At 71.5% G+C, this 19,125-nt stretch carries 14 protein-coding genes and 1 pseudogene; 10 read left to right on the top strand and 5 right to left on the bottom strand.

Going from position 1 to position 19,125, the window contains the following annotated elements; genetic code table 11:
* Positions 1–53 precede the first annotated feature (53 nt).
* On the bottom strand, positions 54–4,649 hold the full coding sequence (locus tag BAY60_RS34470; RefSeq protein ID WP_112285534.1) for an ATP-dependent helicase: 4,596 nt from the start codon (positions 4,647–4,649) through the stop codon (positions 54–56).
* A 137-nt stretch (positions 4,650–4,786) separates the two neighbouring features.
* Between BAY60_RS34470 and BAY60_RS34465 the strand changes: the two genes are divergently transcribed.
* Positions 4,787–6,721, top strand: coding sequence for an Hsp70 family protein (locus BAY60_RS34465; protein ID WP_112285533.1), 1,935 nt, complete (start codon positions 4,787–4,789; stop codon positions 6,719–6,721).
* On the opposite strand, the gene BAY60_RS38435 is transcribed toward BAY60_RS34465, so the two are convergent.
* On the bottom strand, positions 6,722–6,844 hold the full coding sequence (locus BAY60_RS38435) for a hypothetical protein (protein WP_281272779.1): 123 nt from the start codon (positions 6,842–6,844) through the stop codon (positions 6,722–6,724). It abuts the gene before it with no gap.
* A gap of 84 nt (positions 6,845–6,928) precedes the next feature.
* On the opposite strand from BAY60_RS38435, the gene BAY60_RS34460 reads away from it, so the two are divergent.
* The 5 genes and pseudogenes from BAY60_RS34460 to BAY60_RS38175 form a co-directional block, all read left to right on the top strand.
* On the top strand, positions 6,929–7,123 hold the full coding sequence (locus tag BAY60_RS34460; RefSeq protein ID WP_112285532.1) for a DUF3046 domain-containing protein: 195 nt from the start codon (positions 6,929–6,931) through the stop codon (positions 7,121–7,123).
* 214 nt (positions 7,124–7,337) lie between these two features.
* Complete coding sequence (gene recA, locus BAY60_RS34455) at positions 7,338–8,378, top strand: recombinase RecA (RefSeq protein ID WP_112285531.1); 1,041 nt, start codon at positions 7,338–7,340, stop codon at positions 8,376–8,378.
* 39 nt (positions 8,379–8,417) lie between these two features.
* Positions 8,418–9,038 carry a regulatory protein RecX gene (locus tag BAY60_RS34450; RefSeq protein ID WP_425466506.1) on the top strand — a complete coding sequence of 207 codons (621 nt, stop codon included), beginning with the start codon at positions 8,418–8,420 and terminating at the stop codon, positions 9,036–9,038.
* Between the two features lie 41 nt (positions 9,039–9,079).
* A complete protein-coding gene (locus tag BAY60_RS34445) occupies positions 9,080–9,679 on the top strand; it encodes a Uma2 family endonuclease (protein ID WP_112285529.1) in 600 nt (199 codons plus the stop codon).
* A gap of 114 nt (positions 9,680–9,793) precedes the next feature.
* Positions 9,794–10,780, top strand: a pseudogene (locus tag BAY60_RS38175) (acyltransferase family protein); the annotation flags it as partial.
* Positions 10,781–10,900: 120 nt separating this feature from the next.
* Here the strand turns inward: BAY60_RS38175 and BAY60_RS34435 are convergent.
* Genes BAY60_RS34435 through edd form a run of 3 tightly spaced genes read right to left on the bottom strand, consistent with a single transcriptional unit; the run spans position 10,901 to position 14,883 of the window.
* Entirely contained in the window at positions 10,901–12,352 is a 1,452-nt protein-coding gene (locus BAY60_RS34435) for a lipase maturation factor family protein (protein ID WP_112285528.1), read from the bottom strand.
* Positions 12,353–12,379: 27 nt separating this feature from the next.
* Positions 12,380–13,006, bottom strand: a complete 627-nt coding sequence (gene eda, locus BAY60_RS34430; RefSeq protein ID WP_112285527.1) for a bifunctional 4-hydroxy-2-oxoglutarate aldolase/2-dehydro-3-deoxy-phosphogluconate aldolase — start codon at positions 13,004–13,006, stop codon at positions 12,380–12,382.
* Positions 13,003–14,883: a phosphogluconate dehydratase gene (edd, locus tag BAY60_RS34425; RefSeq protein WP_112285526.1), complete on the bottom strand. Its 1,881-nt coding sequence runs from the start codon at positions 14,881–14,883 to the stop codon at positions 13,003–13,005. The genes eda and edd overlap by 4 nt, the downstream gene beginning before the upstream one ends.
* Positions 14,884–15,175: 292 nt before the next feature.
* Between edd and BAY60_RS34420 the strand changes: the two genes are divergently transcribed.
* Genes BAY60_RS34420 through BAY60_RS34405 form a run of 4 tightly spaced genes read left to right on the top strand, consistent with a single transcriptional unit; the run spans position 15,176 to position 19,023 of the window.
* Positions 15,176–15,469, top strand: coding sequence for a hypothetical protein (locus BAY60_RS34420; RefSeq protein ID WP_112285525.1), 294 nt, complete (start codon positions 15,176–15,178; stop codon positions 15,467–15,469).
* A 5-nt stretch (positions 15,470–15,474) separates the two neighbouring features.
* Complete coding sequence (locus tag BAY60_RS34415) at positions 15,475–16,317, top strand: hypothetical protein (protein ID WP_425466505.1); 843 nt, start codon at positions 15,475–15,477, stop codon at positions 16,315–16,317.
* 31 nt (positions 16,318–16,348) lie between these two features.
* A complete protein-coding gene (locus tag BAY60_RS34410) occupies positions 16,349–18,265 on the top strand; it encodes a fumarate reductase/succinate dehydrogenase flavoprotein subunit (RefSeq protein WP_112285524.1) in 1,917 nt (638 codons plus the stop codon).
* 2 nt (positions 18,266–18,267) lie between these two features.
* On the top strand, positions 18,268–19,023 hold the full coding sequence (locus BAY60_RS34405) for a succinate dehydrogenase/fumarate reductase iron-sulfur subunit (protein ID WP_112285523.1): 756 nt from the start codon (positions 18,268–18,270) through the stop codon (positions 19,021–19,023).
* Positions 19,024–19,125: the final 102 nt, after the last annotated feature.

Here is a 19,125-nt window from a genome sequence, read left to right as displayed (position 1 = left end):
CCAGGCCAGGGCCCTGCGCGACACAGGACGGGCACGTGCCGGCCGGAGCCGTCTCACGCCCGCAGCCGCAGTCCCTTGGGTGTGGCCCGGAAACCCGCTTCGCGCAGCACGTCCGCCAGCTCCGACGTCAGGGCCTGCTCGCCGTCGGCCCGCTGCACCTGCAGATGGCCCAGCCAGCCCTCACGCACCGCCGTCGACAGGGCGTGCGCCGCCGAGCGCAGCGTGGCGCCGTCCTCGGTGAACGACAGCAGCGACCGCCCGCCCCGTTCCACGTACAGCGCGGGCGCGCCGTCGACCAGCACGGTCAGCGCGCCCGCCTTGCGCGCCGGACGGTGCCCGGTGTCACCGGCCGGTGACGGCCACGGCAGCGCGGCGCCGTAGGGCTGGGCCGGGTCGCCTGCCGCCAGCACCACCGCACCCTGCGGCTCCCGCGGACCGCCGGTGCCGGTGTCGGAGAGCGCGCGCAGCCGGTCGACCGCGCCGCGTGCGGCGAACTGGGCCGCGCCCAGGCCCTCCACCACGTAACCGCGGATCACCTGACCGGAGTCCTCCATACCGCGCAGCACCTTGTAGATCCCGGAGAAGCCGCCGCTGACGCGCTCGGTGTCGAGCGCACCCCTGGTGAGCACGCCATGACGTTCCAAAAAGGACTCGGTGCGCGCGTGGGTGCGCCGGGTCGGGTCGGCCTCCCGCGCCGGGGTCAGACCCCAGCGGCCCGCCACCGTGGGCGGCCCGGTGCGCGAGGGCATCGCAGGCCTGCCCGCGCGCATCCGCGCGTAACGCCCGCGCGGCGCGGATCGTCGCGGCTTGTGCGCGGCCCCGCGCCCGGACACCTGCGCCCGCAGCGGTGCCAGCGTGTCGCCGCTGACCAGTCCTGCCCACACCAGGTCCCACAGGGCCGCCACCACGGCGGCATCCTCCGGCGACTCCTCCACCAGCGGGGTGATCCGGTCGACGAGCTGGCGGAAGAACAGCGCGCCACCGTCCAATACCGACAGAATGGCGTCATGGAGCGGGCCGCCGCCCGCCGGTTCGTCCACATCGGGCAGCAGCAGATCCGCGACGTCGGCGGGTGCCAGGGCGACCCACCCGTCCCCTCCGGACAGCGCGCCACAGCCGCACCACGTGACCTCGCCCGCCGTGGTGAGCTCGTCGAGCAGGGCGGGGTAGTAGCCGGGCAGCCTGCTCGGCAGGATCAGCGACTCCAGCGCGCTCGCCGGCAGCGGGGCACCGGCCAGCTGCTCCACCACCGAGAGCACGTCGTCGGCGGTGGGAGCCGAGCGCATCCGGCCGCCGATGCCGTGCCAGCCGGGCAGGAACCGGCCCAGCGCCCCGGGCTCCACCGGCTCCACCTCGGCCCGCAGCCGGGCCAGCGACGCGCGGCGCAGCCTGCGCAGCACCCCCGCGTCGCAGTACTCGACCCCGCCCGGCTCCAGCGGCTGCGGCCGCAGCTCGCCGCGCACGAGCCTGCCCTCGGCGGTGAGCCGGTCGAGCACGCCGGTGACCACGGCGCTGCCCAGCCCGAACCGGGCCGCCGCCTGCGCGGCCGGGAACGGCCCGCGGCAGCGGGCGTAGCGGATCAGCAGGTCGCCGAGCGGGTCGGCCACCGGCTCGGTGAACACCTCCGGCACCCCGATCGGCAGGGCGACGCCCAGCGCGTCGCGCACGCGGCCCGCGTCCTCGATGGCGAGGTAGCGCAACTCGCCTGCGATGCGCACCTCGATGGCGCGGCGTGCCGCCACCAGTTCGGCCGGCCACTCCGGCCGCACGCCCCGCTCGGCGGCCTCGGCCTGCGACAGGTCACCGAGGAACCGCAGCAGGTCGGCGGTGTCCTCGACGCCCCGGGCGTGCCGTTCGGGTTCCAGCCGCTGCAGTGACCGCTCCACCGACGCGACGACCTCGGGGTCGAGCAGCTCCCGGATCGCCTCGGTGCCCAGCAGCTCCGCCAGCAGCGCCGAGTCCAGCGACAGCGCCGCGGCCCTTCGCTCGGCCAGCGGCGCGTCGGTCTCGTAGAGGAACATTCCCACGTAGCCGAACAGCAGGCTGCGCGCGAACGGCGACGCCGACGGCGTCTCCACCTCCACGACCTTCACCTTCCGCGCCCGCACGTCGGCCATCAGCTCGCGCAGCCCGCCGACGTCGTAGACGTCCTGCAGGCACTCGCGCATCGCCTCCAGCACCACGGGAAAGCGCTCGTACCTGGCGGCGACGCCGAGCAGCTGCGAGGCCCGCTGGCGTTGCTGCCACAGGGGGGTGCGCCTGCGCGGATCGCGACGCGGCAGCAGCAGCGACCTGGCCGCGCACTCGCGGAACCTGGCGGCGAACAGCGCCGAGCCACCCACCTCGCTGACGATCAGCGACTCGACCTCGTCGGGATCGACGAGCACGTCCTCGGCCGTGAGCACGATCTCCCGGCCCTCGCCGTCCAGTGCTTCGGGAAGGCGCAGCACGATGCCGTCGTCGGAATGCGCCGCCTGCGCGTCGAGCCCGCGTTCCTCGCGCAGGCGCGCGGCGATCGCGAGTGCCCACGGGGCGTTGACCTGTGCTCCGAACGGCGAGTGCACCACCACCCGCCAGTCGCCCAGCTCGTCGCGGAACCGTTCCAGCAGCACCGTGCGGTCGCTCGGCACGTGGCGGGTCGTCTCCCGCTGCTCGCTGAGGTAGGCCAGCAGGTTGTCCGACGCGCGCTGGTCGAGCCCGGCGGCCATCGCCCGCAGCCGCGCCGAGTCGGCGTCCGCCGTGGACACTTCGCGCACGAACGCCCCCAGCGCCCTGCCCAGTTCCAGGGGCCGTCCCGGCGCGTCGCCCTTCCAGAACGGCATGCGCGCGGGCTCCCCGGGCGCGGGCACCACGATCACGCGGTCGTGGGTGATGTCGGTGATCCGCCACGACGACGTGCCGAGCAGGATCGTGTCACCGACGCGGGACTCGTAGACCATCTCCTCGTCCAGCTCGCCCACGCGCGAGCCGGGCCGGTCGCCCTCACCCGGCGTCATCACCGTGAACAGGCCACGATCGGGGATCGTGCCGCCCGAGGTCACGGCGAGCCGCTGCGCGCCGGGCCGCCCGCGCAGCTCGCCGGTGACCCTGTCCCACGTGATGCGGGGCCGCAGCTCGCCGAAGTCCTCGCTGGGATACCGCCCCGCCAGCATGTCGAGCACCGCGTGCAGCGCGTCGTCGGGCAGCGCGGTGAACGGCGCCGCGCGGCGCACGGTGGCCGCCACCTCCTCGACGGTGCGCGGCTCCAGCGCCACCATCGCGACGATCTGCTGCGCCAGCACGTCCAGGGGGTTGCGCGGATACCGGATCGCCTCGATGGCACCCGCGGCCATCCGCTCGGCCACCACCGCGCACGAGACGAGATCGCCCCGGAACTTCGGGAACATGACGCCGGTGGACACCGCGCCGACGTGGTGCCCGGCGCGGCCAACGCGCTGCAGCCCGGACGCCACGGTGGGCGGCGCCTCGATCTGCACCACGAGGTCGACGGCACCCATGTCGATGCCCAGCTCCAGCGAGGAGGTGGCCACCACGCACGGCAGCCTGCCCGACTTCAGCTCCTCCTCGACGCGGGTGCGCTGCTCGCGCGACATCGAGCCGTGGTGGGCCTTCGCCACCGCGGCGTCGGCACCGACGGTGAGCCCGGACCCGCCGATGGCCTCGGCGGGGTACTGCCGGCCTTGCTCCAGCTCGGTCCGCTCGGCGGCCAGCTCGTTGAGCCGCGCGGTCAGCCGCTCGGCGAGCCTGCGGGAGTTGGCGAACACGATGGTCGAGCGGTGTGCCCTGACCAGCTCCAGCACGCGTTCCTCGACGGCGGGCCAGATGGACGGCCTGCGCGGGGGCCCGCCGATCTCGTCCAGCACGTCCGGTGTCTCGCCGGACTCCGTCGCGCCTGTCGGAGAGTCCAGCTCCGCCATGTCCTCGACCGGGACCTCCACGCGCACCTCGACGGTCTTGGCGAGCGCGGGCTGGACCACCCGCACCGGCCGCCCGCCGGTCAGGAAGGCGCTCACCTCGTCGACGGGCCGCACGGTGGCCGAGAGCCCGATGCGCTGGGCGGGCCTCGGCAGCAGGTCGTCCAGGCGTTCCAGCGAGAGCGCGAGATGGGCGCCGCGCTTGCCGCCTGCCACGGCGTGCACCTCGTCGACGATCACCGTCTCCACACCCCGCAGCGACTCCCGCGCCGACGACGTCAGCAACAAGAACAGCGACTCCGGTGTGGTCACCAGCACGTCCGGCGGGGTGCGCGCGAAGGAGCGCCGCTCGGCGGCCGTGGTGTCGCCGGTGCGCATGCCGACCGTGATCTCCGGGACGGCGAGCCCCAGCCTCCGCGACGCCTGCGAGATGCCGGCGAGCGGCGCGCGCAGGTTGCGCTGCACGTCCACGGCCAGCGCCTTCAGCGGCGAGACGTAGAGCACCCTGCAGCGCCGCCCCCGGTCCTGCGGCGGATCGGACACGGCCAGCCGGTCCAGCGCCCAGAGGAAGGCGGCCAGCGTCTTGCCCGAGCCCGTCGGGGCCACCACGAGCGCGTGCTCGCCCGCGTGCGCCGCGCGCCACGCTCCCTCCTGGGCGAGCGTGGGCTCGGCGAAGGCCCCCGCGAACCAGTCCCTGGTCGCGGGGGAGAAGAGGTCCAGAACGTTCGCGCCCACGGTTCCATCATGAGCCCTGGCACCGACAGTTCCCCGCCGGCTCCGCCGACCAGCGGATTCGGCGGGTCCGTCCGCGCACGTGCCCCGGTCGTGGGAGCATCACCGCGGGCTTCACGGCACACGACAAGGGGAGAGCTGTGCGGATTCTGTCGGTCGACCTGGGCACGTCCAACACCGTCGCCGTCCTTTCCGCGCACGGCCGCCCGCCCAGGGTCGTCGAGGTCGACGGCTCCGCGACCATGCCGTCGGCGGTGTTCGCCGAGGAGGACGGCACGCTCGTGGTCGGAAGGGACGCCGAGCGCAGGGCGCGCCTGGACCCCACCCGGTTCGAGCCCAACCCCAAGCGCAGGGTCGACGAGCAGACGCTGCTGCTCGGCACCGACGTGGTGCCGGTCAACGAGGCACTCGCGGCCGTGCTGCGGCGGGTGCTGGAGGAGACGTCCCGCCAGCTCGGCGGCGAGCAGCCCGACGAGGTCCGGTTGACCCACCCCGCGCAGTGGGGGCCCGTGCGCCGCAACGTGCTGCTCTCGGCGGCCCGGCTGGCCGGCATGGGCCCCGCCATCTCGCTGGTGCCCGAGCCGGTGGCCGCGGCGGCGCACTTCGCGTCCTTCCCCGGCAAGGCGCTCGGCCCCGGCCAGACGCTGGCCGTCTACGACCTCGGGGCGGGCACGTTCGACGTCGCGGTCGTCGGCGCCACCCAGAACGGCTACACCGTGCTCGCCGAGGACGGCCTGCCCGACCTCGGAGGGCTGGACGTCGACCAGGCGCTGATGGTGCACGTCGGCCGCGAGGTCTCCCACCGCGACCCGCAACGCTGGCAGCGACTGCTGCGCCCGGAGTCGACGGCCGACCGGCGCACGCGACGGGCGCTGCAGGAGGACGTCAAGGCGGCCAAGGAGGCGCTGTCGCGGCTGCCGCAGACCGAGGTGCCGATGCCGGAGCCGTTCACCGACGTCCTGGTGACCAGGGCCGAGCTGGAGGCGCTGGTGCGGCCCGCGCTGCTGCGCAGTGTCGAACTGCTGGCCAGGACCGTGCGCTCGGCGGGACTGAGTCCCGACCGGCTCGCCGGCATCTACCTGGTGGGCGGCTCGAGCAGGTTGCCGCTGGTGGGCACGCTGTTGTCGGAGAAGCTCGGCGTGGTGCCCGCGAGCCTCGACCAGCCGGAGACCGCGGTGGCCCTCGGCGCGCACCACGTGGCGGCGGACGGCATCAGCATGCGCACCCAGAACGTCGAGAACCGCCTTGCCTCGCCGGGCCCGCCGCTCGCGGCGCAGGCGGCCACCGCGCCGTACGCGCCGCCCCAGCCAGACGCGGGCCCGCAGGCCGGCTACGCCGCGCCCGGCGGGCACGCCCCGCCCCAGCAGCCGCACCGGCACGCCTACCCGGCCAGCGGGCCCCAGCCCGCGCTCGGCGCGCCGCATGCCGTCCCCGCCCAGTTCCCCTCTTACCCGGCGGCGGACGGGAGCAAGGACGGCAAGGGACCGCGCAGGCGCGGGAAGCTGGTGCTCGGCATCGCGATCGCCGTGGTGGTGCTGCTCGGCGCGGGCGCGGCGGTGCTGCTCCTGCCGTCGTCGTCGGGCACCACCTATGCAGCGGGGGAGTGCCGCGAGCCGGGTCAGACCGACGAGCAGGGCTTCACCGGCTGCCTGCGCCAGCTCGCGGGCGACGTCGCGGAGAACAACCAGTGCGGGCCGGGCACCGGCACCGGGCCTGCCGCGGCCTCCAACGAGGACGAGCTCGGCGTCTCGGTGACCTGCTCCGCGCCGGGGCTGGCCGGTGCGCAGATCACCTACCTGCACGGCACGTCGTCCGACGTGCTCGACCAGTACACCGACGGGCTGCTGAACCGCACCGGCGGCGGTGAGCAGGTGCAGGCCGACTGGAAGGGCAACGGGCTCGAGGGCAGGTACGCGGCCTCGGCGGGGCGGAACTCGTCGGTGCTCGTGTTCACGGTCGACGACCGGCCACTGTCCGGCTTCGTCTACCAGGTCAACGTCAGCGGCGAGGGCGAGGCCACCGGGCCGGGGCAGCTCGCCGACTACTTCGAGCGGAGCGTCCAGCCCGGGGAGTAGTCACTTCCGCCGGTTGCGCCGCACGTTGATGATCAGTAGGACCAGCGCCGAGCCCACCACGGCGATGGACGCGAGGGTCAGTGCCGTCGAGCCGAGCCCGGACAGCTCCTGCGCGAGCATCATGCCCCCACGGTACGCGCGGGTGGCGGGGATCCGCCCGTCCCGCCCCTCCCGAGCGGAGGTGCCCGCCGCGACTACGCTCGAGACGTGCGGATCACGGTGTTTCGACGGCGGATGGCCGAGGAGTTCGGGGCCGCGCGCGCCGAGACCCTGGCCAAGGACCACGTGCTGAGCGGACTCGGCGGGCGGACGGTCGAGCAGGCACTGGAGGCCGGCACGCCCGCCAAGGAGATCTGGCAGCAGGTCTGTGCCGAGTTCGAGATCCCGGCCGAACGCCGCTGAGGCACGGCGTGGCGACCCGGGTGACGCGCTCGAAAGGCGCAGAATCCTACCCGGAGGGTGTGTCGGATTCGCCCTCGAACACATGTTCGTCTATCGTGTTGTCCACATCGGGGTCGGTTGTCCACAGATTTCGGTCGTCCCCGGGAACTGTCGGACCCGGCCCGTAACGTCGGGCTCACAGCTCACAACCGCGACAGCCAATGAGGTGGATTCCATGCCAGCAGCACCGGACAAGGGCAAGGCTCTCGATCTAGCCCTTGCCCAGATCGACAAGCAGTACGGCAAGGGGTCGGTGATGCGCCTCGGCGAGGATGTCCGCCCGCCGATCGAGGTTATTCCCACCGGCGCCATCGCGCTCGACATCGCGCTGGGCATCGGGGGCCTGCCCCGCGGGCGCGTCGTGGAGATCTACGGTCCGGAGTCCTCCGGTAAGACCACCGTCGCGCTGCACGCGGTCGCCAACGCGCAGAAGGCCGGTGGCATCGCGGCGTTCATCGACGCGGAGCACGCGCTCGACCCCGAGTACGCCAAGGCGCTCGGCGTGGACACCGACGCGCTGCTCGTCTCGCAGCCGGACACCGGTGAGCAGGCGCTGGAGATCGCCGACATGCTGATCCGCTCCGGTGCGCTGGACATCCTGGTGATCGACTCGGTGGCCGCGCTCGTGCCACGTGCCGAGATCGAGGGCGAGATGGGCGACTCGCACGTGGGGCTGCAGGCGCGCCTGATGAGCCAGGCGCTGCGGAAGATCACCGGTGCGCTGCACAACTCGGGCACCACCGCCATCTTCATCAACCAGCTGCGCGAGAAGGTCGGCGTCATGTTCGGCTCGCCGGAGACCACCACAGGTGGCAAGGCGCTGAAGTTCTACGCCTCCGTGCGGCTCGACGTGCGCCGCATCGAGACGCTGAAGGACGGCGGCGAGCCGGTCGGCAACCGGACCCGCGTGAAGGTCGTGAAGAACAAGGTCGCGCCCCCGTTCAAGCAGGCCGAGTTCGACATCCTCTACGGCGTCGGTGTCTCGCGGGAGGGCTCGCTCATCGACATGGGTGTCGATCAGGGCATCCTGCGCAAGTCCGGCGCCTGGTACACCTACGAGGGGGACCAGCTCGGGCAGGGCAAGGAGAACGCGCGCAAGTTCCTGCGCGACAACCCCGACGTCGCCAACGAGATCGAGAAGCGCATCAAGGAGAAGCTCGGCATCGGAGCGCAACTGGACGCCGACGACACGGCTCCGGCGCCGGTCGACTTCTAGCAGGCCATGCCCGATCCCGAGGACACGAACACTCCCTCAGTGGATCAGCTCGCGGCACTGAGGGCGAGTGTGGAGCGTGCGTCGGCCGGAGGGCTCGACAACTCGAACACCTCGCACGCAGAGCCGCGCAAGAGCACAGAGCCGCGAAAAGACACAGACGCGGAGTGGAAGAAGGCGAAGGACGTCTGCTTCAACCTGCTCGCCGTGCGGCCGCGGACCAGGGACGAGCTGCGGACGGCCCTGCGCCGTAAGGGCTTCGACGACGAGCTGTGCGAGAGCCTGCTGGGCAAGCTCGACAACGCCGGGCTGGTGGACGATGCCGCGTTCGCCGAGATGTGGGTGCGTTCGCGGCACAACCGGCAGGGGCTCGCCAGGCGCGCGCTCGTTGCCGAGCTCAAGCGCAAGGGGGTCGACGGAGCGGTCGCGGCCGAGGCGGCGGGGGAGATCGACCGCGACGCCGAGGAGGAGCAAGCCCGCCGGCTGGTGCGCAAGAAGATGCGAAGCATGCTCTCGGTGGACGAGCAGACCGCCACGCGGCGGCTGCTCGGCATGCTCGCCCGCAAGGGCTATCCGCAGGGCCTGTCCTACGCGGTCGTCCGCGACGAGCTCAGGAACGCGGGAGCCGAGTCGACCATGCTCGACGACGTGACGCTCGACTGAGCGCAGACATGGGACACTGACTGGAGTACGAGGAGGTCGATGTGACAGCTCTTCCCGAGTCTTCCGACTCCCCGCTGCCCGGCGTGGACCACCTGCTGACCATTGCCGAGTATGCGGAGCTCGATGCGCCCGAGACGGGCTACACCGAGCTGCTGGAGGGCCGCATCCTGATGTCCCCGAGCCCGAGGCCGGGCCACAACATCGCCCTGTTCGAACTGACGGCCCAGCTCAAGCCGCAGTTGCCTCCGGGCCTGCAGGTCGTTCCCGACATCGACATCGACCTGGAGCTGGTACCGCCGGGCAGTCCCGGCCACGCGCGCCGTCCGGACCTCGTGGTGGTGGATCGTTCCGCGGTCGAGCGCGTTGACCGCGAGGGTGGCCTGCTCAGGGCCTCGGATGTGCGGCTGGTCGTCGAGATCGTGTCGCCGGGCTCGGAGCGCACCGACACCGTCGACAAGCGCAACGAGTACGCGGACGCGGGCATCGCGCACTACTGGATCGTGGACATCACGGCGCCCGTGTCGCTGGTCGCCTGCCACCTGGCCGGCGAGTTCGGCTACCAGGACGGCGGAGAGACCACCGGCCGGTTCACCACGCAGGACCCGTTTCCTGCCACCGTGCGGCTCGACGAGCTGAGGTGACGACCCCGGTCACGCGATTCACGAACCCGCCGCCGCGCTGAACGCCGCTCGGCTAGTCTGTCGCGCGTGCCCGCGACGACCCGGCCGCAGTCCCGGCTGCCCACGCTCACGGGCATGCGCTTTCTCGCGGCGCTGCTGGTGTTCGTCTACCACGCGGCCACCGTGTTCGTCTTCCCCGACCGCGACGCGGCCGCCGACGTACAGTTCGTCACCGGCAAGCTCGCGTTTCTCGGGGTCTCGTTCTTCTTCGTTCTCAGCGGCTTCGTGCTCACCTGGTCGTCCCGGGACGACGACACCCCCGCCCGGTTCTGGCGGCGCCGCCTCTGCAAGATCTACCCGAACCACCTGGTGACCTTCCTCGTCGCCGTCGTGTTGCTGGTGGTCCTGGCCAAGCCGCTCACGGGGCTGGTGCCGAACCTGCTGCTCGTCCACGCCTGGTGGCCCGACCCGGCGGTCTTCAACAGCGCCAACGTGGTCAGCTGGTCGCTGTCCTGCGAGCTGCTGTTCTACGTGCTGTTCCCCGTGCTGCATCGCGGCCTTGCGCGGATCCGCGCCGCACGGCTGTGGTGGTGGACGGTGGGCGTGGTGCTCGCCGTCCTGTGCGTGCCCGTGGTCGCCACCGCCGCGATCCCCGCCACCACCGGCGACCCGATGCAGGCCGGAGCGAGTCCCGAACAGGTCTGGCTCGTCTACATCTTCCCGCCCGTGTGCCTGCTGCAGTTCGTGCTCGGCATGCTGCTGGCCCGCATCGTCCTCGCCGGGCGCTGGATCGGCGTGCCGCTGCCGGTCGCCGCCCTCCTGCTCGTCCCGGGCTATGCGCTGGGGTTGGTCGTGCCCTACACCTTCGGCGTCAACGCGACCACGATCGTGCCGGTCGCGCTCATCATCGCGGCGGCAGCCGTCGCCGACGAGCGCGGCACGCCGACGCTGTTGCGCAGCCGCACCGCGGTGTGGCTGGGCGAGGTGTCGTTCGCCTTCTACCTCGTGCACTACCTGGTGCTGCTGCGTGGCCGCGAGCTGATCGGCGTCGACCAGCAGTGGGGTACCGCGGGGGAGGTCGCACTGCTCGCCGTCGCCTTCACGCTCAGCCTCCTCCTGGCCTGGGCACTCTACGCCGGCATCGAACGGCCCGCGATGCGCCGGTGGAGCAGGCCCCGCCCGGCGGAGCCGCCGGATCCGCCGACCCAGCCCCTTCCACGGCAGCCATCGCCGCTTCGCCCGTCAGTCGGGCACACCTACGGGTACGGCGGTTCCGTCGGGGTCCAGCCGGCACGTCCGGATCACCGCCCCGACCGGTTCCCGCACCCACCAGGCCCCGGTCTCCCGCCGCTCCCGCCACGTCGTGAACCGGTAGCGGAACAGCCGCGCCCGCAGAAACGTCGGTGGTGAGTCCGGAAACGGGTTGCGGCGCAACAGCTTCAGCGTCTGCCGGTCCCCGGCGAGCAGCCGGGTGACGAACTCGGTGATCCAGGTGCCGCCATAGCGGGAGGACAGGGAGACAAACCACAGCATCCAGTCCAGCCGGAGATGGTACGGCGCGACCTGCGGCGGCCGGCGGCGCGGATCGCCGGGTTTGCCCTTGAACTCGTACTCGCGCCACTCCGTGTCCGGCGTCAGCTCCTCGGCGCCGGTGCCCTCGAAGATCACCTCGTGCCGCTCGCGGGTGACGCTGCCGAAGGCGCCGTACGTGTTGGCCAGGTGCAGCTTGTTGAAGCTGTAGTTCATGATCTGCCTGCGCTGCAACAGGTTGCGCGCGGGCCAGTAGCTCAGTGCCACCATGCCCGCCGTCATGGCCAGCACGACGCCGAGGAACCAGGGCGGCGACTCGGTGAGCGCGGGCGGCGACAGCGGGAGCAGCAATCCGTCCACAGCGGACACCGCGAGGATGATCGTGATGAGGTTGAGCCAGGCGAAGTTCCCGCTCAGCACCAGCCAGGTCTGGGTCACGATGACGAACCCGGCCGCCACCGTCGCGGCGGGCTGTGGCGCGAACAGCACGAACGGCACCACCAGTTGCGTGAGGTGGCTGGCGGCCACCTCGACCTTGTGCAGTGACCTCGGCAGGTGGTGGAAGTACCAGCTGAGCGGTCCGGGCATCGGCTGGGTCTCGTGGTGGTAGTACAGGCAGGTGAGGTCCCGCCAGCACGGGTCGCCCCGCATCTTGATCATCCCGGCGCCGAACTCGACGCGGAACAGCAGCCACAGCAGCAGCCACAGCACCGGAACCGGTGGCTCGACGTGCGCGGGTCCCAGGAAGACCGCGAGGAAGCCGGTCTCCAGCAGCAGCGACTCCCAGCCGAAGGAGTACCAGACCTGCCCCACGTTGACGATCGACAGGTACAGCACCCAGGGCACCGTCCACAGCAGCAGGTGTGCCCACACGGGCAGTGGATCGGCGAGCCCGGCGAGCAGCACCGCCGACACCACGGCACCCGTGCCGGCGACGGCGGCGAAGAACCGGTCGGAGTAGTACAGGTGGAACAGGCTCGGGGAGGCCCGGAACGGCACCCGCCGCACGAAGCGGGGGATGGGCAGCAGTCCACGCTCCCCGAGCAGTGCCCGGAACTGGTTCAGTGCCACCACGAAGGCCAGGAGGTAGAGCGCGGCCAGCATCCGCTGGAACACCAGCCGTGACGACCAGTAGTCCGGATCCCCGAACCAGTCCCAGCTCATCGGGCAGCGCTCACCTCCGCGCCGCCGTCACCTCGCCAGGGCCGAGGCCTCCTTCGCCAGGGTCTCGATCCTGGCGAAGTCACGGGCGGCCAGTGCGTCCTTGGGCGTCAACCAGGATCCACCCACACAGGCCACGTTCGCCAGCGCAAGATAGTCCGGCGCGGTGGCGACGGTGATGCCCCCGGTGGGGCAGAACCGCAGCCCGGGCAACGGGCCGCCGATGGCCTTCAGCGCGGCCACACCACCGCTGGCCTCGGCGGGGAAGAACTTCAGCGTGTCGATGCCGCGTTCGGCCAGCCGCATCGCCTCCGACACGGTCGCGGCGCCGGGCAGCGCGGGCAGTCCGGTGCCGGCGAGCGCGGCGAGCAGCGTGTCGGTGCTGCCGGGCGTCACCAGGAACGCCGCGCCCGCGTCAGCGGCCTGCTCGGCGTGCTCCGGGGTCAGGACGGTGCCCGCCCCCACGACGATGTCGGGCACCTCCGCCGCGATCCTGCGGATGGCCTCCAGCGCCGCCGGGGTGCGCAACGTCAGCTCGATCACCCGAATGCCGCCCGCCACCAGCGCCCGCGCGGTGTCGGCGGCGATCTCCGCCTCGTCGAGCACCACTACCGGCATCACCGGCGAGAGCTCCAGCAGTTCCGCGCTCGTCGTCACGCTCGTCCTCCCACGATGGCCTCGGCCGGGGTGTCCGCGGGCGCGGTCACCGGCCCGAACACGCTCGCGCCCTCCTCCGCCGGGCCGACCGCCCGCCGCAGTGCGGCGAACAGCTCCCGGCCGGTGCCGGTCCAGTCGGCCGTCTCCGTGGAGGTGTCGACCGGCCTTCGCGCCAGCTCCGCCGTGTCCACGAGCACGTCCAGCTCCCCGGCATCGGCGTCCAGCCTAACCAGGTCGCCGTCGGCGACCTTGCTCAGCGGTCCGCCCGCGGCCGCCTCCGGTGTCACGTGGATGACCGCGGGGATCTTGCCCGAGGCGCCGGACATCCGGCCGTCGGTGACGAGGGCGACCCGGTGGCCGCGGTCCATCAGCACCCCCAGCGCCGGGGTGAGCCCGTGCAGCTCCGGCATGCCGTTGGCGCGCGGACCCTGGTTGCGGATCACCACCACGACGTCGCGGTCGAGCTCACCGGCGCGGAAGGCCCGGTCGAACTCGGCCTGCGTGCCGAACACCCGCGCCGGTGCGCGCACGACCCGGTGGGCGGGCGCCACCGCCGACACCTTGATGACGGCACGGCCGAGGTTGCCCGCGACCATGCGCAGCCCGCCATCCGGCGCGAACGGGCGCTCGGCGGGCCGCAGCACGGCCTCGTCGAGGCTGTGCGACGGCACCTCCCGCCAGGTCAGGGTGCCGTCGGCGAGCACGGGTTCCTGCCGGTAGCGGTGCAGCCCCGGCCCGGCGACCGTGCGCACGTCCTCGTGCAGCAGGCCCGCGTCCAGCAGGGTGCCGACGAGGAACTGCACGCCGCCCGCGGCGTGGAAGTGGTTGATGTCGGCGCTGCCGTTGGGGTAGACGCTGGCGATCAGCGGCACCACCGCGGAGAGGTCGGCGAAGTCGTCCCAGGTCAGCTGGATGCCCGCCGCCGCGGCGATGGCGACGAGGTGCAGCGTGTGGTTGGTCGACCCGCCGGTGGCCAGCAGGGCGACGAGCGCGTTGACCACGGCCTTCTCGTCGACCAGTTCGCCGAGCGGGGTGTAGTCCTCGCCGCGGGAGATCGCGACGATCCGCCGGGCGGCCTCCTCGGTGAGCGCCCTGCGCAGCGGCGTCCCGGGATGCACGAAGCTGGCTCCGGGCAGGTGCAGGCCCATCACCTCCACCACGAGCTGGTTGGAGTTGGCGGTGCCGTAGAAGGTGCAGGTGCCCGGCGAGTGGTACGAGGCCGACTCGGCGTCGAGCAGGTCCTCCCTGGTGGCCTTGCCCTCGGCGAAGAGCTGGCGCACGCGGACCTTCTCCTTGTTCGGCAGGCCGGAGGTCATCGGCCCCGCAGGCACGAGCATCGCGGGCAGGTGGCCGAACGACAGCGCGCCGATCAGCAGGCCGGGCACGATCTTGTCGCACACCCCGAGCAACAGGGCGCCGTCGAACATCTCGTGCGACAGCGCGACGCCGGTGGCCATCGCGATCACGTCCCGGCTGAACAGCGACAGCTCCATCCCGGAACGGCCCTGGGTGATCCCGTCGCACATGGCGGGCACGCCGCCCGCGAACTGGGCGACACCGCCCGCCTCACGGGCGGCGTCCTTGATCCAGGCGGGGAACTCGTGGAGTGGCTGGTGGGCCGAGAGCAGGTCGTTGTAGGCGGAGACGATGGCGATGCCGGGCTTGGCGAGGCCTCGCAGGGCGATCCGGTCGGCGCCCGAGCAGGCCGCGAAGCCGTGTGCCAGGTTCCCGCAGCCCATGCCCGCCCGTACGGGGCCTTCGGTCGCGGCCGCGGACGTGCGGGCGAGGTAGGCGGCTCGGGTGTGCTCGCTGCGGGCGGCGATGCGGGCGGTGACGTCGGCGACAACGGGATGGACGGCGTTCTGCGCTGGACTCACGAGCGGCTCCGGTCGCTTCACGGGGGCGGCAAGGCAGCGGACGACGGCGCTGGCGTCGCGGCCGGACAGTGACGACTGACACGATACAGATGAGGTCAGCCGAATCAAAATCGATTAAGAAGGCGGGCGGGCGCCGCCCTCGCGCGGGCATCGCCACCGCGGCACGGGAAGATCACGATTAGTGACCCCCATCACGCCCGAAACTCCGGGTGTGCTACTTGTCACATCGAACATCGGCAAGGCAGAGTCGGCCGTAACCCGCGCCGACCGAACTGACTCGGAGGGTACGCAGATGTCCACCACAGAGATGAGCGAACTCCGCCGGACGATAGGCCAGCTGAGGCAGTGCGTCGGGGCGTTGCGCGCCCGCTACGGCGAGGCGCCCGCGGTGCGCCGCCTTGCCAACGACGTCGAGCGACTCGACATCGACGCAGGCGACCTCGACCAGATGGCGCCCGTGCCCGCCCAGGCGACACCGGCCGCCCGGCCCGACGTCGTGAAGGTGCCCGACACGCCCTACGACCCCGCGCTCTGGGAGGGCGCCGACGACGAGGGCGTCGGCGGCTACCACCGTGACCAGCGCTGAGGCCGGTGGCTGACGACGTGGCAAGCCCTCCGCAGACTCCGCAGACTCCGACCGACAACCCCGCCGCGACCCGTTCGCGGGCGAGCATCACGGCCCGCACCCTCCGCACCGACCGGTGGTGGGTGCCACCGCTGCTGACGACGCTCGGCCTCGCCGCGTTCGTCATCTACGCGACCGTGCGCTCGTTCATGCGCACCGGCTACTACGACGCCGAGCAGCACTACCTGACGCCGTTCTACTCCCCGTGCCTTTCCGACTCGTGTGTGGCGGGCTCGGCGCACTTCGGGACGCCGATCGGCGAGCTGCCCGGTTTCATCCCGCTGGCGTTCCTCTCGCTGCCGTTCCTGCTCGGGTTCCGGCTCACCTGCTACTACTACCGCAAGGCCTACTACCGGTCGATCTGGTTCTCGCCGCCCGCGTGTGCCGTGGCGGAGCCGCACGCCAAGTACACCGGCGAGACCCGGCTGCCGCTGATCGTGCAGAACGCGCACCGCTACTTCTTCTACGCGGCGTTCGTCATCGCGCTGATCAACACCTACGACGCGATCCTCGCCTTCGGCGGCGAGAACGGCGTCGGCTTCGGGCTGGGCAACGTGGTCCTGCTCGTCAACGTGGTGCTGCTCTGGGCGTACACGCTGTCGTGTCACTCGTGCAGGCACGTCACCGGCGGCAGGATGAAGCACTTCTCGAAGAACCCGGTCCGCTACTGGATCTGGACCCAGGTCAGCAGGCTGAACGTGCGGCACATGCAGTTCGCCTGGATCACGCTGGCTACCCTGGCGCTCACCGACCTCTACGTGTGGCTGGTGTCCACCGACGTGATCACGGACCTGCGTTTCATCAACTGAACATTTCTCTTCCAAGCAAGGTGGCAATTCCATGACCGAGGTCGAACGGCACAGCTACGACGTGGTGGTGATCGGTGCCGGCGGCGCGGGCCTGCGTGCGGTGATCGAAGCGCGGCAGCGTGGCCTGAGTGTCGCGGTGGTGTGCAAGTCGTTGTTCGGCAAGGCGCACACCGTGATGGCGGAGGGCGGCTGCGCGGCGTCGATGGGCAACGCGAACGCGGGCGACAACTGGCAGGTGCACTTCCGCGACACCATGCGCGGTGGCAAGTTCCTCAACAACTGGCGCATGGCGGAACTGCACGCCAAGGAGGCGCCCGACCGCGTGTGGGAGCTGGAGACCTACGGCGCGCTGTTCGACCGCACCGCCGACGGCAGGATCAGCCAGCGCAACTTCGGCGGGCACACCTATCCCCGGCTCGCGCACGTGGGCGACCGCACCGGTCTCGAGCTGATCCGCACGATGCAGCAGAAGATCGTGTCGCTGCAGCAGGAGGACCAGAAGCGTTACGGCGACTACGAGGCCAAGCTCAAGGTCTTCGCCGAGTGCACGGTCACCGAACTGCTCAAAGAGGACGGACGGATCTCGGGAGCCTTCGGCTACTGGCGGGAGAGCGGCCGGTTCATCCTGTTCGAGACACCCGCCGTCGTGCTCGCCACGGGCGGTATCGGCAAGTCGTTCAAGGTCACCTCCAACTCGTGGGAGTACACCGGCGACGGGCATGCGCTGGCGCTGCGCGCGGGCGCTGACCTGATCAACATGGAGTTCGTGCAGTTCCACCCCACGGGGATGGTCTGGCCGCCGAGCGTGAAGGGCATCCTTGTCACCGAGGGTGTGCGCGGCGACGGTGGCGTGCTGAAGAACTCGCAGGGTGAGCGGTTCATGTTCCGCTACATCCCGGACGTGTTCAAGGGGCAGTACGCCGACAACGAGGCCGAGGCGGACCGCTGGTACGACGACGCGGACAAGAACCGCCGCACGCCGGACCTGCTGCCACGGGACGAGGTCGCCAGGGCCATCAACACCGAGGTCAAGGAGGGACGCGGCTCGCCGCACGGCGGAGTGTTCCTCGACATCGCCAGCAGGCTGCCCGCGGACGAGATCCGCAGGCGGCTGCCGTCGATGTACCACCAGTTCAAGGAGCTCGCCGACGTCGACATCACCAAGGAGCCGATGGAGGTCGGGCCCACCTGCCACTACGTGATGGGCGGCATCGAGGTCGATCCCGACACCGCCGCCTCCAGTGTGCCGGGCCTGTTCGCCGCGGGCGAGTGCTCCGGTGGGATGCACGGCTCAAACCGGCTCGGCGGCAACTCGCTGTCCGACCTGCTCGTGTTCGGCCGCAGGGCCGGGCTCGGCGCGGCGTCCTATGTGGAGTCGCTGGAGCGGCGGCCGAAGGTGGCCGACGCCGACGTCACGGCCGCCGCGAGGACGGCTGTCGCGCCGTTCGACGGTGCCCGCGACGGTGTCGCGGAGGAGAACCCGTACACGCTGCACACCGAGCTGCAGCAGAGCATGAACGATCTCGTCGGCATCATCCGCAAGTCCGACGAGATGCAGAAGGCGATCGACAAGCTCGCCGAGATCCGCAGGCGCATTTGCGGCGTCACCGTGGAGGGACATCGGCAGTACAACCCCGGCTGGCACCTCGCCCTCGACCTGCGCAACATGCTGCTCGTCAGCGAGTGCGTGGCGCACGCGGCCCTGCGGCGCACGGAGAGCCGCGGCGGGCACACCCGCGACGACCACCCGCAGATGGACGCGCAGTGGCGCAACAAGCTGCTCGTGTGCAGCGTCGCGGACAGCGACGAGGTGGTGCCGGACGTGACCATCGCGGCCAAGCCGCAGGAGCCGATGCGCCAGGACCTGCTGGAGTTGTTCGAGCTGTCGGAGCTGGAGAAGTACTACACGGAGGACGAACTCGCCGACCACCCGGAAAGGAAGGCCTGAGCATGGGCTACCAGGCGAAGCTGCGCGTCTGGCGAGGTGACGACGGGTCCGGAGACCTGCAGGACTTCACGGTCGAGGCCAACGAGGGCGAGGTGGTGCTCGACCTCATCCACCGCCTGCAGGCCACCCAGGTGCCGGACCTCGCGGTGCGGTGGAACTGCAAGGCCGGTAAGTGCGGCTCGTGCTCGGCGGAGGTCAACGGCAGGCCGCGCCTGCTGTGCATGACGCGCATGTCGATCTTCTCCGAGGACGAGACGATCACGGTGACGCCGATGCGGACATTCCCGGTGATCCGGGACCTGGTCACCGACGTGTCGTACAACTACACCAAGGCGCGGGAGATCCCGTCGTTCACGCCGCCGGAGGACCTCAAGCCCGGCGAGTACCGGATGCAGCAGGTCGACGTGCAGCGCTCGCAGGAGTTCCGCAAGTGCATCGAGTGCTTCCTGTGCCAGGACACCTGCCACGTCATCCGTGACCACGAGGAGAACAAGACGGCGTTCGCGGGGCCGCGCTACCTGATGCGCATCGCCGAGCTGGAGATGCACCCGCTCGACGTCGCCGACCGCCGCAACGAGGCGCAGACCGACCACGGCCTCGGCTACTGCAACATCACCAAGTGCTGCACCGAGGTGTGCCCGGAGAACATCCACATCACCGACAACGCGCTCATCCCGATGAAGGAGCGCGTCGCCGACCGCCGCTACGACCCGATCGTCTGGCTCGGCAACAAGCTGTTCCGCCGCAACGGCGGCTGACCACACCGTGCCGAAGGGCACCTCGGGTACGCACCAGGTACCCAAGGTGCCCTTCGGCACGTCGGCGGGCGCGTGGCGGCGGTTGCCGACGAGCCCCTCGAG

The organism is Prauserella muralis, assembly GCF_003202285.1.
GTDB lineage: Bacteria > Actinomycetota > Actinomycetes > Mycobacteriales > Pseudonocardiaceae > Prauserella_B > Prauserella_B muralis.
This window is presented reverse-complemented; position numbering and strand designations above follow the sequence as displayed.

Coding starts and splice junctions, on each gene's coding strand:
- BAY60_RS38435 (WP_281272779.1), bottom strand. CDS start 6,844: ATGATGCTCGCGCAGGAGCTGTCCGGGCTCGGCTCGACGGCACTGACC.
- BAY60_RS34405 (WP_112285523.1), top strand. CDS start 18,268: ATGGGCTACCAGGCGAAGCTGCGCGTCTGGCGAGGTGACGACGGGTCC.
- recA (WP_112285531.1), top strand. CDS start 7,338: ATGCCAGCAGCACCGGACAAGGGCAAGGCTCTCGATCTAGCCCTTGCC.
- BAY60_RS34410 (WP_112285524.1), top strand. CDS start 16,349: ATGACCGAGGTCGAACGGCACAGCTACGACGTGGTGGTGATCGGTGCC.
- BAY60_RS34420 (WP_112285525.1), top strand. CDS start 15,176: ATGTCCACCACAGAGATGAGCGAACTCCGCCGGACGATAGGCCAGCTG.
- BAY60_RS34435 (WP_112285528.1), bottom strand. CDS start 12,352: ATGAGCTGGGACTGGTTCGGGGATCCGGACTACTGGTCGTCACGGCTG.